This is a genomic window from Fibrobacter sp. UWB16, assembly GCF_900215325.1.
GTDB lineage: Bacteria > Fibrobacterota > Fibrobacteria > Fibrobacterales > Fibrobacteraceae > Fibrobacter.
This window is the reverse complement of record NZ_OCMS01000001.1, coordinates 627,160-643,667: the sequence shown is the minus strand read 5'-3', so window position 1 is coordinate 643,667 and position 16,508 is coordinate 627,160. Positions and strand designations below refer to the sequence as shown.

13 protein-coding genes are annotated in these 16,508 nt (G+C 50.0%); 7 read left to right on the top strand and 6 right to left on the bottom strand.

Annotated features, from left to right (window positions below; translation table 11 throughout):
* Positions 1-4: 4 nt before the first annotated feature.
* The 5 genes from CRN95_RS02695 (at position 5) to CRN95_RS02675 (ending at position 6,598) form a co-directional block, all read left to right on the top strand.
* Positions 5-769, top strand: a complete 765-nt coding sequence (locus tag CRN95_RS02695) for a glycosyltransferase family 2 protein (protein ID WP_088629928.1) — start codon at positions 5-7, stop codon at positions 767-769.
* 110 nt (positions 770-879) lie between these two features.
* Positions 880-2,136, top strand: coding sequence for an FISUMP domain-containing protein (locus tag CRN95_RS02690; RefSeq protein WP_159462260.1), 1,257 nt, complete (start codon positions 880-882; stop codon positions 2,134-2,136).
* Between the two features lie 40 nt (positions 2,137-2,176).
* Positions 2,177-3,088, top strand: a complete 912-nt coding sequence (locus CRN95_RS02685; RefSeq protein WP_088629930.1) for a MoxR family ATPase — start codon at positions 2,177-2,179, stop codon at positions 3,086-3,088.
* 139 nt (positions 3,089-3,227) lie between these two features.
* The gene (locus CRN95_RS02680; protein WP_088629931.1) at positions 3,228-4,559 is read left to right on the top strand and encodes a DUF58 domain-containing protein; all 1,332 of its coding nucleotides are present in this window, start codon (positions 3,228-3,230) and stop codon (positions 4,557-4,559) included.
* Positions 4,556-6,598, top strand: coding sequence for a transglutaminase family protein (locus CRN95_RS02675; RefSeq protein WP_097020025.1), 2,043 nt, complete (start codon positions 4,556-4,558; stop codon positions 6,596-6,598). The genes CRN95_RS02680 and CRN95_RS02675 overlap by 4 nt, the downstream gene beginning before the upstream one ends.
* Here the strand turns inward: CRN95_RS02675 and CRN95_RS02670 are convergent.
* Positions 6,580-7,128, bottom strand: coding sequence for a hypothetical protein (locus CRN95_RS02670; protein WP_088629933.1), 549 nt, complete (start codon positions 7,126-7,128; stop codon positions 6,580-6,582). The genes CRN95_RS02675 and CRN95_RS02670 overlap by 19 nt on opposite strands.
* A gap of 154 nt (positions 7,129-7,282) precedes the next feature.
* Between CRN95_RS02670 and CRN95_RS02665 the strand changes: the two genes are divergently transcribed.
* A complete protein-coding gene (locus CRN95_RS02665) occupies positions 7,283-8,509 on the top strand; it encodes a sialate O-acetylesterase (protein ID WP_097020024.1) in 1,227 nt (408 codons plus the stop codon).
* 358 nt (positions 8,510-8,867) lie between these two features.
* On the opposite strand, the gene tsaA is transcribed toward CRN95_RS02665, so the two are convergent.
* From tsaA to CRN95_RS02645, 4 genes are all read right to left on the bottom strand, one after another.
* Positions 8,868-9,545 (bottom strand): tRNA (N6-threonylcarbamoyladenosine(37)-N6)-methyltransferase TrmO, encoded by a 678-nt coding sequence (gene tsaA, locus CRN95_RS02660; protein WP_097020023.1) that lies wholly within the window; start codon positions 9,543-9,545, stop codon positions 8,868-8,870.
* A gap of 95 nt (positions 9,546-9,640) precedes the next feature.
* Entirely contained in the window at positions 9,641-12,220 is a 2,580-nt protein-coding gene (locus CRN95_RS02655; RefSeq protein WP_097020022.1) for a 1,4-beta-glucanase, read from the bottom strand.
* 230 nt (positions 12,221-12,450) lie between these two features.
* Positions 12,451-13,515 (bottom strand): histidine phosphatase family protein, encoded by a 1,065-nt coding sequence (locus tag CRN95_RS02650; RefSeq protein ID WP_097020021.1) that lies wholly within the window; start codon positions 13,513-13,515, stop codon positions 12,451-12,453.
* 94 nt (positions 13,516-13,609) lie between these two features.
* Positions 13,610-14,398, bottom strand: a complete 789-nt coding sequence (locus CRN95_RS02645; RefSeq protein WP_088629938.1) for a hypothetical protein — start codon at positions 14,396-14,398, stop codon at positions 13,610-13,612.
* Positions 14,399-14,456: 58 nt separating this feature from the next.
* Between CRN95_RS02645 and rfbD the strand changes: the two genes are divergently transcribed.
* Positions 14,457-15,377: a dTDP-4-dehydrorhamnose reductase gene (gene rfbD, locus CRN95_RS02640; RefSeq protein ID WP_097020020.1), complete on the top strand. Its 921-nt coding sequence runs from the start codon at positions 14,457-14,459 to the stop codon at positions 15,375-15,377.
* A gap of 66 nt (positions 15,378-15,443) precedes the next feature.
* Here the strand turns inward: rfbD and mqnE are convergent, their stop codons facing one another.
* Positions 15,444-16,484 carry an aminofutalosine synthase MqnE gene (gene mqnE, locus CRN95_RS02635; protein WP_097020019.1) on the bottom strand — a complete coding sequence of 347 codons (1,041 nt, stop codon included), beginning with the start codon at positions 16,482-16,484 and terminating at the stop codon, positions 15,444-15,446.
* Positions 16,485-16,508: the final 24 nt, after the last annotated feature.

The following is a 16,508-nucleotide window of genomic DNA, read 5'->3' as shown; positions in this document are numbered from 1 at the left end:
AGTTATGTCTTGTTCTGCGATAGATTATTTTGTCTTTGTCCCTGCGTACAACGTTGAGCGTACGCTCGTCGAAGTCCTCTCTAAAATTGATGCGTCTGTTTTGGCGCGTGCGCATGTGCTCGTGATTGATGATGGCTCGCGTGATGGGACGGCGGAGGCCTTCGAACGCTTTATGTCGAGTGGCGCGGAAAATGCGAGTCAATCAGAAAATGCGCGCAATCTCAAATCCCATTTTGAGTATTTTAAGTTTGAACAAAATAGCGGCTATGGTGCCGTAGTCAAAAAAGGACTTGCAGAAGGCTTGGCTTCGGGGGCGGCGTTTGTCGCTTGCTTGCACGGAGACGGCCAGTACCCTGCAGAAAAACTGGGTGAGTTCTTTGCAGAAATGGAAAACTGCAATCTCGATTTGTTGCAGGGGTCGCGCCATGCGGTAGCGGGGGATGCCAAACGCGGTGGCATGCCTTTGTACAAACGCATTGGTGGCGCGTTCTTGACGGCGCTTGAAAATTTATCATTCCGCGTAAAACTTACGGACCGTCATAGCGGCTTTATCGTCTATTCATCGTGGTTCCTGAAAACGGTCGATTTGAATCGCTTAAGTGCATCGTTTGATATCGATTTGGAACTCATTTCTATTGCGGATGCTTGCCGTTTTGCGATTGCGGAACTCCCAATCCCGACACGTTACGCTGGAGAAAAATCGAACCTCAATGTGGTTACGTACGGCATGCGTGTTTTGCGCCAAGTGTGGCGAAGAATGTGGAAATAGCAGAAAAAATTTTTTTTATTTTTCATCTTTTTTATAGAAATACAGTAAAAAAGGAATGAAGAATGAAAGGCCAATTCTTTTCTCGAGCTCTAGTGTACTTTTCTCTCTGTATGGCTTGGCTTACAGCTTGCAGCGATGAAAGTTCAGTGATTACGAATGTTTCGTATTCTGGAATTGAGGCTGTAAATGAATTGGAACCATGTACTATAAAAAATGAAAAATGGATTGTATTCCTTTTGGATTCTTCATCCTTTTATACCTGTTCGAAGGGAAAGTGGATTCCTGTAGATTTGAGTCCCGATTACCAGCCGATTAAAGACACGGTTGTTGTTAGAGATACCGTGATTGTGAAGAATACGGTTCAATCCAAAGACACCGTATTTTCGTACGATACTTTAGTTGTTAAGGATACGTTGTTCAATAAAGATACACTCATCTCCAAAGATACTGTGTTTTCGTATGATACGTTGGTTGTAAAGGATACGTTGTTTACAAAAGATACGCTGTTCTCCAAAGACACTGTATTTTCTTTTGATACCTTGGTCGTGAAAGATACACTAGTTTCGAAGGACTCCATCTATTCTATCGATACCGTTTACTCGTTCGATACGCTTGTCGTGGACCATTACGATACGGTACGAGTGTATGATACGACGACAGTTGTTTTTGTTCCTGAGTACGATACTGTAACTACGGAATTCTTGAATCAGGAAATGCTGAAAGATGGAAAGTATGGTATTCTTGTAGATAAACGCGATAATAAGGTTTACAGGACGGTAAAGATTGGTACCCAGACGTGGATGGCACAAAATTTGTCGTACGCTGATGGTGGAGTAACAAGCTATTGCCGAAATAATTCTGTTCAAGGCAATGGGGATGAGTATTGCCGTCGCTTTGGGCGCTTGTATACATGGGCTGCAGCACTGAATTTGGATGATATGTACAATTCTAGTCGAGCAACAGAATCAGATGGCTCGGATAAGTACTTGTATCATCCTGCACAGGGATTATGTCCTGATGGTTATCACATCCCGCAAAAGTCTGAATTCGAAACGCTTATAGATTATGTGGCGGCCCAAAATACGGTTAACAACATCAAGACGGGCGTTTCTCCATCACTTGAATCGGTTAATGGCTTATGGGATATACCTGCCGGTGATTCATATCCAACGAATACCACGGGTTTCTCTGGTGTGGCAAATGGTTCTTTGTTTAGTGGCTACTCAGCAACGCTTTCGATGGTTTCGTCTACGGAAAACTCGGCAACCACCTTTACAGTGTATACATTACACCATGCATCGACCTCTTTCAAGATTGAAGCTCATGAAAAATCGAGTTTCATGTCTATTCGTTGCGTAAAGAATTGATGGATTGAGTTTTATCAACTAAAAAACATATATTATAAGCATGGTTAAAGATTTAATTCATGCTTTAAATGGGGTGCTGCTCGGAAAATCCGAGGCGGTAGAACTTTTGGTGATGGCGCTCCTTGCCGATGGCCATGTGCTTATCGAGGATGTGCCGGGAACGGGCAAGACGACGATTGCCAAGGCGCTTGCCGCTGCAATTGGTGCGGATTTTGCGCGTATCCAGTTTACGCCGGACTTGCTCCCCGCCGATGTGACGGGCGGTGCTGTGTTCAAGGCAAATACAGGTGAGTTTGAAATTCGCAGGGGGCCTGTCTTTACGCAGGTGCTGTTGGCGGATGAAATCAACCGTGCATCTCCGCGAACGCAGAGTGCGCTTTTGGAAGCGATGGAAGAACGCCAGGTTTCGCTAGAAGGCGAGCGCCATGCGCTCCCGAAACTCTTCATGGTGCTTGCGACCGAAAACCCTGTGGAATTCCATGGTGTGTTCCCGCTGCCCGAAGCGCAAATGGACAGATTCTTGGTGCGCCTTTCGCTCGGGTATCCGACTGCGGAAACGGAACTTGGCATTTTGCGTGCGCATCGCGATGGGCGACCGCTTGACACGCTCAAGGCTGTGATGACTCCCGATGAAATTATTGCCGTGCGCAACGATGTCCGCAAGATTCACATTGATGAATCGCTTGAAACGTACGTGGTTTCGCTGGTGCAGGCGACGCGTGTGAATCCGGCGGTGCGTTTGGCGGCAAGTCCGCGTGCGGGAATCAACCTCATCAAGATGGCGCAAGCGTGCGCGTATGTGGCGGGTCGCGATTTCGTGAATCCCGATGACATTCAGCATGTGTTCTTCCCGGTGATGGAACATCGCGTGTTCGCAAAAGATTCGAATACGCCCGGCGCCTCTAGACAAATTCTCGAAGGAATCTTGAAGCAAGTGCGAGTGCCTAAATAATGAGCGCCATCATCTTGAGTGAATGCACTTGTCATCCTGAGTGAATGCACTTGTCATCCTGAGTGAATGCTCTAGTCATCCTGAGTGAACGAACAAGTCATCCTGAACGAAGTGAAGGATCCAGTGAAGTCTTGAAAATATGTCTCTCTTCCATTTCTTTATAAACGCCATTCCCAGAAGTCCCAAGCGCAAGGGACTCTTGATGCGTTTGTACTACATTTGGCAAGAAGGCTTTACGCAGGTGGGGCATGCGGCGGCAGCGCTAATGCTATTCTCGATGTTTGCGGGAGCAGTGCCTGGATTCTGGGCGGCGTGGGTGTTTTGCGGCTTGGATTTCATGTATTTTTTGGCGCTTGTACCATGCTTCTTCATGACCGCACGCAAGAGCAAGTTCAAGGCGGGCGACATTTCTGTTCGGAATGTTTACGAGGGCGAAACATCGGCTGTTGATTTGCACGTTACTGCCGAAGACAAGCTGAATGCGGTGTCGCTTGGATGTTTCCGCATGGATCCATCGCTCAAGTGCGAAGAGTCCGCACTTGTGGCGATTGTTGCGGGCGAGACGGCGAAACTCACTTGCAAAATTCAGACGAAAAAACGTGGCGCATTTGAAATCTCGAAAGTGGCGGTGATTATCCCGGAAATCAATGGCGCTTTGCGTTATGCGGCAAATGTCGGGAAAGCAGAATTGCTCGTGTTCCCGCGCCCGTTGCGCGTGGGGGCTTTCCCGTTTTTGACATCGGGCGCGAGCGGTGTTGTTTTTGCACCGCTATTGATGCCGAGTCTTACGCGCGGGATGGATTTTGTGGGCGTGCGAGAATACCGCGAGGGCGATTCCTTACGCGATTTGCATCATAAGGCTTTTGCACGTTACGGCAAGCCTTTCACGAAGGAATTTGAAACGGAACGCGGTGCTGGTGCGATTCTCGTGCTGGATGTGACTGCCCGTAGTTTGCGTGAAAAATCGGTTGTTGAAATGCTGATTCGCTTGGCGGCTGGCGTAGGCTTGTGGCTTTTGGAGCGTAAGGCGCTTGGGCGATTCTTCATTGGCGATGACGAGATTGCGCTTGTGCAGGGCGATGGCGGGGTGAGCTTCTTGGAAGCGCTTGCACGAATCCCGGCTGCGTCTTGGCTGGAAACGCGCACTTCGAAAGGTCCGCGTGCATCTCGAAATACTGTAAATTCTCGAAGTGCGACAGGTGCGCAGAAGCTTTGGTCGCCGGCGGCACGCCCGCTTGGCCCTGTGCTCCGCATGGGGCTTTTCGCGACTGAAGATCCGCTTGTGCATAAGCAAGTGATTTTGGATGCGCATTCCAAGTTGACAAATGAGTCGAAGACCGCAATTTCTGACGATGTTTTGGCTGTGAACGCGGCGCATCTCGAACGCGTTTTTAACGAACGTTTGCATCGTGAACGAACGATTTCCGAGCGTCCACTTGGAAATTCTCGCGATGCGGAGATGAGTCTATGATGAACTTCCGTGAAATTAGCAAGACGATTTTCTTTTGCATCGTTTCCATCAATTTGGGCGTTTCATGTGGACTTGAAATTCTTGGCTTTGTTTTTGCAGCCTTGTTTATCGCTATTCACGTCAAACAATATTTGCTTTCAAAGTCCGCGATGGGCCAAAGAAAAATCCCGCGTTACAGAAAAATTTTCGCATACGGTGCGATTGTCCCATGCGCGTTGTGGTGGGTGCTCACGCCGAGCGTTGAAATGGGCGTCTCGCCGTACTTGGTCTTTATCCCGGCATGGTATTTGCTTTACTTGGCGTGGCTCCAAAAGCGGAGTCTCGGGAATGGCGGTTACGAAGTCTTTGTTGTGTTCAATGGCGTTGCCGCACTTTTCATGGGGCTATTCCAAGCGCCTCGCGCAAGCGTCATCAGTGCCGTTGTGGCGCTATTGCTTGCGGTATATGCGTTTGGCCGTCCGCACGTTGCTCTTTACAAGCGGCTGCTTTTCGTTTTACTTTATGCGAGTCTGTGCGGCTCGTCGTATCTCGGTTTTAAATATTGGAAGAGCAATCGTTATTACAGTGGCCGCTGGGCCGAAGAATATTACGTCAAGAATCGCGTGATGGGTTTCGATCCCGTGGCTGCATTGGGTTCCTTCTCCAGTAATTACAATTCCAAGTACAATAGCGAAATTGTCCTTCGCGTTTGGGATACTCTTGCTCCCACGTACCTGCGTGCTGCCGCCTACGAAAAATATGTGGCGGGCATTTGGAAGCTCCCAGCGACGGCCGAAAAGAAACTTTATCCGGCGCGTTATCGTGTGGATTACGCCGTCTTTGAATCCGAAGATTCTGCTGCGGCCGCGCCAAATGTCAAAGCTGTTTGGGTGCAAGCGACTCTCAACAATTTTGGCTTTATGTTTGCACCTGCGAATGTTGTGGGCGTGGCGAGCAAAAATGCAGACTCTTTGAATTACTATTCAACGAATGTTTTTGCAGATGCAAACGGTACGCGTAGTGATTGGTATTATTACGTGCCTGATTCTGCGATGGCGGCGCATTTACCCACGGATTCTTCGACGCATTTATCTGTGGACTCGTCGGCAGCACCATCGGTGGCGTCGGATAACCTTTCCGATTTCTTGCAAATCCCGAATAGAGAAAAAGCTCTCCTAGATACAATCGCCGCAGCGATGTCACTCTCGCCCGCGCATCCGGTCCAAACTTTAAAAACAATAGAATCTTATTTTATTCGTAATTTTAAGTACTCGTACATCGTTCCTGGTCATCGTGCAAATTCAAAAGTGGACCCCATTGCTCTTTTCTGGAAAACCAAGGAAGGCTTTTGCGAGTACTACGCAACGCTTGCGACACTCCTCTTGCGTCATCAGGGAATTCCTGCGCGATACGTGACGGGCTTTGCTCGCCCCGAACGTGTTCCTGGGCGTCCGTATGCGACTTTCCGCCGCCGTCATAGCCATGCCTGGGTTGAAGTCTACATAGACCATCAGTGGTACATTTTTGACCCGACTCCGCCTGTCAGCGAAATGGTTTTTGCGGAACCATCTTGGCTTTCAACAAAATTCGAAGGCCTGAAAGGTCGTTTCTCTTATGTGATGCATTTGCTCAAGGACGGTGAATGGCGTCGTATTGTCGATAGTTGGCAAGTTGCTTCGGAACGCTTCATTTCAAGCCCCGTGCTTTATATTGCCCTCGTGGCCTTGCTCCTTGTTTTTGTGCTTTTCAAGTTCCGCAGTTCTCGGCGACAGCGCAAACAGCAGGCTATCTCTAAAAATGCGGCCCAATGGATTGCGCTCCTTGCGGATGCCGAAAAACGCCTTGCCCGCGTTGGCTTTAATCGAGCTCCCGGCGAGACGGTTTCTGTTTTTGCCAAACGGATTGAACAAGCCTTGAATGCCATGCATGCGAATGCGCTGGCCACAAAAAAGGCGAGCCCCAAGGACTCGCGCTATGAAAAAGAGATTTCTTTTGCTCTAGGGCTGTTACGTGAATACGAAAACAACCGCTGGCGTAAAAGCTATTTCACGAATGTATAAACTTCGCTCTTGCCAATCAATTCCGTTGTAGAGGCGCTATTGCCGTATTCCGGCTTCATAAAGAAGAGCTGGCCGAACGTCATTGTGACAACGCCTGCTTCTGCCTTGATCACAGGTGCAATGATGGCTTCGTCATCAGGCTTTGGCATGCATATGGTGTTTGTCGTTGCTGTAAGGTGCAACGATGTTCCAAGAATTTCCCAAGTGCCGTACGTTTTGCCCAAGTCGCAAGTTGCCTTGGTGGCGGTAGAAAGCGTGTATTCGAAGCGGTTGACCTTCTTGTCGTCAATGTAGAATTTGACGGTTGCCGGGGCTGCGCTCAAATTGTGGCTCGGGTCGATGATGATGGATCCGGGAACAGTAGGATCTTCACTTGACGGGCCGTTGATGCTCCAGGTGCCCATGAGGCAGTCTTTGGAGAGGCCGGCGGCGCATTGTTCAGCTTTGGTGGGCGGGGTAGTCGTTGATTCGCTACAGGCGGTGAAAATCGATGCTGCGATAGCAAGGGATGCCAAGATTTTGATGGTCATAGAAGTCCTCGTTTTATGGTTGGAATATAAATAAAAATAATGATGTTGCAGAACCCTACAACGCGATTTTCCAAAGATTTAACATTCGATTGTGAATTGAAAATATATTAGGGATAGTTGTTGGGAGGCGTTTTGGCGCCTCAAGGAGTGTTCGATGAAAGTCTCGCGTTTCGTGAGCTTGTTTTTCGGTTTGGGCCTTGCTGTTTCGGCAAATGCTGCTCCAGACCCCAATTTCCACATTTATCTTGCGTTTGGCCAGTCCAATATGGAAGGCCAGGCCAATATCGAAAGCCAGGATAAAACGGTCGATAAACGTTTCCAGGTGCTTTGGACCACGAACGAGACTAACTGCGGCAAAAAATTGGGCAAATGGTCCGATGCCGTTCCGCCGCTGGCGAGTTGCAGCAGTAAACTTGGACCGGCAGACTATTTTGGCCGCACGATGGTTGAAAAAACGGACTCCCAGATTCGGGTCGGTATCGTAGATGTGGCCGTGGCCGGTTGTAGTATCCAGTTATTTGATTCTCCGATTAGCCAGAGCTATATGAATCAGCAGGCCGGCTGGTTTAAGCAGAGGGTCGAAGCCTATGGCGGCAAGCCTTATGAACGCTTGATTGAGATGGCTAAAAAAGCTCAAGAAGATGGCGTTATCAAGGGTATCATCTTCCATCAGGGCGAAACGGATGCTGGCGATGGCCAGTGGCCCTCTAAAGTCAAAAAGGTTTACGATAACATTATTAAGGATTTGGGTCTTGGCAATGATGTGCCGTTCCTTGCGGGCGAAGTGTTGCGTAGCGGCTCTAGCAAGGGCGCGAACAACAATATCGCTAAACTCCCGCAACAGTCAAAAAACTTTTATGTGATTTCATCTGAAGGCTTTAACCAGGCGCTTGGCGATGGGCAGAATGTGCATTTTACATCGCAGGAATACCGTGACTTTGGCAAGCGCTATGCCGAAAAGATGATTGAAGTTCTTGGCAATAAGATCAAGCCTGTCGCCGAATCGAGCAGTAGCGAAACGCCATCCAGTTCGTCTGTAGAATCGAGCTCGTCAGAAAAGGTAAGCTCATCGAGCGTTGATGTTTCTTCGAGTTCGACGTTGGGCGGAATTGTCATCCCGAATGCGACCTACGCGGTGCGTGTTGGCAAGGTCCATTTTGAAGGGGACTTTTTACAGGTGCCGGTGTCGTTGGCTCATTCAGGCCTTGTGAATATCCGCCTTTATTCTGTGCTGGGTGCGGAAGTGGCTAATGTGGGCCGTTTGTTAGGCCCGGGTTCGAATAACATTTTGATTTCTAAGAGAAAGGTCCCTGCAGGTGTTTATATGATGAGCGTCATGACGGAATCATCACTCATTGTGCAGCGCGTGAATTTACAATAATAAGTTCTCCTCAATGCTAAGGGCTCCGTGATTTTCACGGGGCTCTTTTTTTGTGTTTTTTTTGTGGAAAAAAGAGCGAAATGTGTTAAAATGTGCTACTAAATCATTGAAAACTTGATTTTAGTATCATGATTTTGATACAAAGTAATTGAAAATTCGAGTGTAATAGCTGAAATTTGATTTGAATATGCTGCTGAATATCAAAAAAAGAAATATTAGTAGCATGAACAGGTTTGTTTATGCCCTTTTAATTACATATAACGTTGAAAATAGTGCTACTAAATCGCTGAATTTCGTGTTTTAGTAGCATATTTTTGGGAAAAAATCCTTTTGAGAACGAAATATTGCGGAAATATTCTTATTTGATACTCACAATTTCCAGCTCGTTGCCGATGACTTTGAACTTGACTTCGTATTCAGCAAATGGGAATCCGTAAACGCGCTCGGGATCGTTCTGGTAAGCGGGGCGCGGGTCCTGTTCTAGAACTTCAATAAGCGCGGTGCGCTTTTCTTCGCTTAGCTTTGCGAGCGCTTCGGGATTCTTGACGTGAACTTTGTTCTGCTTCACGGCATCTGCAAAACCGCCAATCGCTTCGGGGTGTGCGTCCGTGTAGGGGAGGTACGGCTTGATGTCGACAATCGGGGTGCCGTCCATGAGGTCTGCGCCGCTTACGACAATTTCCGGGCCTTCAGGACCGTCGAGGTTGATGCTTTCAATCTTCACGCAAGAAAGTGCCACTGGATTTGGGCGGAAGCTTGAACGTGTGGCGAAAACGCCGAGACGCTTGTTCCCGCCGAGTCTTGGCGGTCGCACAGTCGGGCTCCATGTACTGCGGATGTTCTCCGAAAAAATCCACATGATCCACAAATGGCTAAAGCCTTCGAGACCGCGGAGCGCATCGGCATTGCGGAATTCTGGCTCAAAGCGTATCGTCGAACGCAAGTTCTGTACCAGCCCGCTTTGCCGCGGGATTCCAAACTTTTCTCGAAAGTCGCTCTTGATTCGCGCAATAATTTTAAACGTCAGTTCTTGCATCGCCTAACAACATAGCAAAAAAGAAAGGCCAGAGTTTAAAAGCATTCGCTTTGCACTCTAGCCTTTTTAAGTGTGGGATTGATGATTATTGAAACTTACTTGATCGCAATAGCCTTTTTCAAGAGCAATTTGCCGTTGGCACCGACAACCTTTGCGATGTACTTGCCGTTCGGAATCTTCTTGAGGCTAACGCTTCTGTTGCCGTTCACATCCACAGAGAGGAGTGTCTTGCCGTTCATAGCGATGACTTCAAGTTTGCCTTCGCTCGGGACGTTCACTTGCAAAGTCCTGTTCTGCTGAATGAGCGAAACCTTGCCCGGATGCATCGAAATGGTGTTGATGGTTGTTCCCGGATTGCCTGGGATGATGACGTCAACAAACTTTGTGCCTTCCGGAGCGCCCACGATGGTGCCACGGCCCACGGTGCTCATGTAAACGACACCGAAGGTGTTCATGTCGCCCTGCACGAAGTTTCCGTTACCCGGACCGCCGAACTGGTGCAAGTCGTCGTTCACGCGTTCAAAGGTCTTGCATTTGTCTGTACTGCGGTAGATGCCAATTGGATCGCCGGACTTTGCCGCGCCCCAGATGAAGATGGTTTCGTAGTCGCTGCCTTCTTTGGCCTTGCCGATGCCCACGGCGATTGCGGTAGAAGCTCCTTCACAGCGGTTCCAGCTTTTGCCACCGTCTTCTGTGTAGGCAAGTCCGTATTCGGTGAATCCCTTGGGCTGCCAGACTTGAGCTTGGTCCATCGGTACCCAAAGATGTCCTTCTCTCTTAGGAACGGTGCGGATGAGGCCGCCACCGTTGTAGTATTCGCCAGCCTGTTCGTTCTGCAAACGGGCTTCAGCTTCTGCAAAAGTCTTGCCGCCGTCAGTAGATCTGTAAAGCGATCCCATGCCGCCCATGACGTAGAACGTTTTGGGGTCCACCGGGTCTGCGACAATGCGGGAATAGTTTGTCTGCGTGCCCGTTTCAACAGCGGTCCAAGAGGCGCCATTGTCGTCGGATCGGTAAACGGTGGCGCCCTGGTCTGGACGGTGCAACATGATTTTGCCGTCAGCAGAAAGTACCACCAAGCCCTTCGGGCCCTTGAGTGTGGTCTTTACGCTGTCCCATGTCTTGCCCATGTCATCGCTGCGGTACATCACGTTGAAATTCTGAGAATCGTACTTGCCGTAAACGGTAATCACGCCTGTGCGCACCAAGCTTCCGGTGAGCGGGGCGTAACCCATGCTTTCGGTGGTGCCGATGGTTGGCTTGTGGCGCTGTGCGCTCTGCTTGATGTCTGTATAAACGGCGCCGTCGTAGTCGCCAATGGCCGTGACGAGCGGGCCACCCGGAATGCTCACGATGTCGAGCGGAACCGTTTCTTCGATACCCTTGGACATAAACTTCCAAAGGGGAACCTTTGCGGAGACGTCTTCGGTCATGAAGATGCCGTTACCGCTAGTGACCCAGGCCTGCTTGTTGTTGAACGGGTTGATTTCGAGGGAACCCGCCCAGTGGATGGCGTTACCCGGAATCCAGTCGGTGCCGTTGGCGTCGATGTTCGGAATGTCGTTGTAGTGCTGGCCGTGATTCCAAGTCTTGCCGCCGTCTGTGGTGGCATAGATGCGGTCGCCGTAGTTTTCCTTTTCGTCTTTGGTCACGTGGCGGCCGGTGTACTTGCCCAGCGTCGAAATCACGATATGGTTCTTGTCCTTGGGGTCAATGGCGACGCCGCCGTAAGAGCTCTTGTCCTTTTCGTAGCTCTTGGTGGTGCTGCCTTCGTGTTCCACGGAATCGCTCGGGGTGAGGTCGGTCCACGTGCCTCCAGCGATATTGTACTTGTAAAAACCACCACTTGCGATGTTATACGGACCGGGGCCGTCAGCAAATGTTACGTACATGTCTCCGTCGACAATCTTTGCACGGTGGGGCATGAGTCCAGTGGGAACGCCCTTGATGGCTTCCCAGGTAGCGCCGCCGTCGTGGCTGACCTGCAAGTTGTCTTTGGTTTCGGAAATGCCGATGTAGATGGTCTTGGTGGAACCGTCGGCGTTCTTGCCCTGCGATTCGTCGAACATCACAAAGCTGATGCCGTTCACGCCGTTCAGGCTGGATTCTGTGGCGGTAGAAAGTGCGACCTTGTAGGCGCTTGTCCAGGTCTTGCCGTAGTCGGTACTCTTGTAAAGTCCCTTGGTGCGGCTACCGCAGAAGATGATGTTTCCCTTGTTGGGGTCCACGGCGAGCTTTTCGCCGGTCTGGCGGCCCATGCCGTTACCGTGGGCGAGCATTTCCACATAGCTAGTGTCCCAGGTGGCGCCGAAGTCTTCACTGCGGAGCACGGCCGTGCGGCCCTTGCTGAAATAGCCGGTACCTGCGAGCACGTAAATGCGCTTGGGATCGTTGGGGTCGAGAGCAAAGGCTTCGGTACCGTAAAGGCCCTTGTCGTTTTCCGAGATGAAGTCCATCAGCGGAATCCAAGTCTTATTTTGAAAATCGAAGCGATAGATACCGCCCACGTCAGTGCGGGCGTAAAGCAAATTCTCGGCCTTGGGGTGGAACATCACGGCAGAAACGAATCCGCCGCCATCAAAGCGGACGTTGCCCCATTCGTACTTTTCGGCGTTAGCGGTCGTGGCGAGAGCTGCCAAAGTGGCGATGCCGATCAATGAAATTTTACCAAACATATCGTCTCCGTTGGAAATTTGAGAACATAAAACCCTTACAACTATCAGTTAATATATATAAATATTTGAAAAAGTGGTTATTATATAAACCTTAATTTGAGAAATTTTTTGAGAACATTTGGAGCGTGCAGAGAATTGTGCTTCGAATACAAAAAAATCCCCGAAATCAGTCGATTTTCGGGGATTCTTGCTAAAAAGCCGTTTTTAGCTATAAAATAGCCGGATGGTTGTTATTCCACGCCGACGCCAAGTCCTCTGAATGGCACGTATCTGATCTGGTCCTTGTTGTCGATAATGACAGCGACACCGGTGAGGAAGTACGGCCAGTGGCTTGTGACGTGGTATTTGTAGTTTACGGCTCCGTTAGAAACGTATACGCTGAACGGGAGTATAAAGTCATCATGAGTGCAGATGACGCGGTACTTGTTCATGGAGGCGTAGCCCGGGGCGATGTCTTTTTTCACGATTTCTTCGGATTTTTCCTTGAGATCGTAGAATGCGTCGGCATAGAGGTTGTCGAATGCCCAGCCTGCAATGACGAGACGGACATTCGTTGTAGAATCATCGTAGAACTTGTAGCGTTCGCTATCCTTCTTGAACCAGTTGATGGAATACAGACTGGTTGTGTCGTGCGGGAATGTCGCTTGTCCACGGCCGAGGGCTATGTTTTGGCATGTCTGTTCTGTGCGAACGAAGTTGGTGTGTGAAAATACGAATTCTTCTGCGCTGATGAGTTTTTTGCCGACTGCGAGGGCTTGACGGACTCCGTCTGTGGGCTCTCCGCCGATGGAGTCTGGTTCACCTTCATAATAGGTGAGAGGGACTTCTTGACCGGTTTGACCGTCTACGCGTTCTCCGTGGCGGATGATGAACACTGCCTTTTCGTTGCAGCGGACGCTCTTGAATACGTCGGCGATGTCAGCAAGTCCGTTGGTGTCAAGGGCAATTGTGGCGACTGGTGTTTCGACGCAGCCCGGATCGAGCGGTGTTGCTTCTGCCGAGGAGCTGGACTGTGACGGCGGAATTTCTGCAGAAGAGCTGGACTCTCCATTTTGAACGATTGCGGAACTGGAGCTTGCGGCGTCAGCAGAGCTTGCGATATCTGCGGAACTTGCCGGAAGCAAAGTCGTGGAAGAACTTGAATTTTGCGCTGTCAGCGCGTTTGAAGAACTCGATGCCACGTTGCTCTGGTTGTCAAATGAGGTGGGCGAGCTGTCGTCGCCGCAGGCTGCCAAGAGCGAGGCAGAAAGAATTGCGCCGGTAAAAGCTAAAGAAATGCGAGAAATTTTATGCATTGCGTGAAATTCCTTGTTTTTATCCCTCTAAATCTATTTATGTTGAGGGGTTTCTTCAAGTAAATTTTTCCAAAACCCGTGAATTATGCGCTTTTTACGCTTTAGCTTCGGCTGGCTTGTCGGAATTGTAGTTGATTTCGTTGCGGCGCTTGAGTTCTTTGTTGAGCGGCCAGTAAATCAGTGCAAAAACGATGTAACCGATGAGGAGCACAATCCAGTGGTTGAGCCCGAAACCGATTTCCACATAGCGCATGGTGATGAACATGAACGGCCCTGCAATGAGGAATAGCGGAAGCTGTCTGCATTGGTCGCCGAGCGAATAGCGGCTCTCGTAGCTTACGATGGAATTCATCATCGGGAAGCTGGTACAAAAACCGCCCATCAGGCGCTTGATAAACATGAGTCCGGAAACGACACCTGCGATGGCGGGCGCCTTGATGTAAACCGGGAGAGGGGTCTTGTAGCGCACGCCGGCTTTGTACTTTTGCTTCTGGAAGAAAATTACACCGATAACAAAGTCGAAAACGCAAGCGCCGATAAAGTATGCTTCGCCTTCCGGGATGCGCGCGTGCAAAAATGTTCCGAGCGCGACAAAGAAGGCTAGGCCTGCGATAATCGACGGTACAATAGGAACTTTTACTTTGTAATGGAGAATGCGAACGATGTGTACGTATAACATGCACATGAAACCCGAAACAGCATTTTCGGTGCCCATCGGGAGACCGACGGCGATGTAGGCAAAACCGCAGGGAATAGGGATCGTCGCTGTGACCGCTTTGAGTTGCGGGTCCTTCAGGTAGGCGCTCAAGGTGCCGAGGGCGGTGACCATGAAAACGAGCAGCCAGTCGTATGCCGAAAAATGAAAATTTAACGCTTCAAACATCGAGCCCAAAGATAGAAAATAGTGGCTAATTGCTATATTCACTTGCAGAGGTTTTATTATGAAAGTTTTGGTAACTGGTGTCGGTGGCCAGCTGGGTCACGATGTGATGAACGAACTTGCAAAGCGTGGCTACGAAGGTGTCGGTAGCGATATCGCTCCTACATATTCCGGTGTGGCCGATGGAAGCGCTGTGACCACGATGCCTTATGTTCCGATGGATATTACGAATGCTGCTGCGGTTGCAGAAACGATCAAGAGCGTGAAACCGGATGTGATTGTGCATTGCGCTGCCTGGACGGCAGTGGACCTTGCCGAAGACGATGACAAGAAGGCGAAGGTCTTTGCAATTAACGCCGAAGGCACGGAAAACATCGCCCGCGTTGCGAAAGAAATTGATGCAAAGATGGTCTACATCAGCACGGACTACGTGTTTAATGGTCGCGGCACTTCTCCGTGGAAACCGGACTGCAAGGATTACGAACCGCTCAACGTCTATGGCGAATCCAAGCTCAAGGGCGAACTTGCCGTGAGCGGAACGCTTGAAAAGTATTTCATTGTGCGTATCGCCTGGGTATTCGGCCTCAATGGCAAGAACTTCATCAAGACGATGCTCAAGGTGGGCGAGACTCACGACACCGTCCGCGTTGTTTACGACCAAATCGGTACACCGACTTACACGCTCGACTTGAGCCGCCTCCTCGTCGATATGATTGAAACGGACAAGTACGGCTACTATCACGCCACGAACGAAGGCGGATTCATCAGCTGGTATGAATTCACCAAGGAAATCTACAAGCAGGCTGGGCTCCCGACTAAGGTGTTGCCGGTGACGACGGCGGAATACGGACTCTCGAAGGCCGCACGTCCGTTCAATAGCCGCTTGGACAAGAGCAAACTCGTGGAAGCTGGTTTCAAGCCACTCCCCACATGGCAGGATGCTCTCGGCCGCTACCTCAAGGAAATCGGCGTGATTGCGTAGGTGCGCCGCCATTGCTACTTCGTCATCCTGAGGGCGAATGCCCGAAGGATCCAGTTAAGTCTTGAATTACGAGAATTTTTCGTACAAAGCGTCTCGTTCCACCGGAACGAGGCCTTCTTTTTTGATGAGGTCATGCATGCGTTCCGGGCTCATGCCCACGGGAACCGTGGCGCCTGCGGCATGCGTAATTTTCTCTTCGATAATCGTACCGTCCAAATCCGATGCGCCGGCGTGGAGTGCCTTCATGGCAGTCTCGATGCCCATCTGGATCCAGTAGGCCTTGATGTGCGGAAAGTTGTCCAAGAACAAACGAGAAACGGCGACCGTGCGCAATATGTCTTCTTCGCTTGTGATGTTCGGAACAATCTGGTGGAGCGCATTGTGTTCCGGATGGTACACGAGCGGGATGAATGCGAAAAATCCCGGAGCCTCGTCTTGCAAGTCGCGGAGCATCTTCATGTGCGCGATGCGGTCTTCAATCTTTTCGATATGGCCGAAGAGCATGGTCGCATTCGTCGGAATGCCGAGCTTGTGCGCAGCGCGATGGACATCGAGCCATTCTTCGCCTGTTTCCTTGCCCGGGCAAATCTTGTCGCGTACACTTTGTACTAAAATTTCGGCGCCGCCGCCCGGGAGGGCGTCAAGGCCTGCGTCCTTGAGCGTTGCCATAATCTGTTCGGGTGTCTGGCCAGAAATCTTGGCGAAGTGGCAAATTTCAACGGCGGTAAAAGCTTTCAAGTTTGCAGACGGAAATTCCTTGCGGAGCTTGCGCAACATCTCGATATAGTAATCGAACGGATGGTCGGGATGGAGCCCGCCAACAATGTGCAATTCGCGGGCGCCTTTGCTAATGGCTTCGGCGGCCTTGTCGCGGATGGTTTCGTAATTCCAGTCGTAAGCGGTCGGACTATCTTTCTTGATGCGGCTGAATGCGCAGAATTTGCAGTGCAGCACGCACACGTTCGTGTAGTTGATTTGGCGGTTGTTCACCCAGTAAACGGACTTGCCGTGGCGCGTTTCTTTTTCAGCATTGGCGCGTGCGCAAAGTTCATTGAGCGGTGCGTTCAAAAATAAATCGAGAGCTTCTTGTTCTGAAATGCGAGACATGCTACAAATATAAAAAAAGACTTA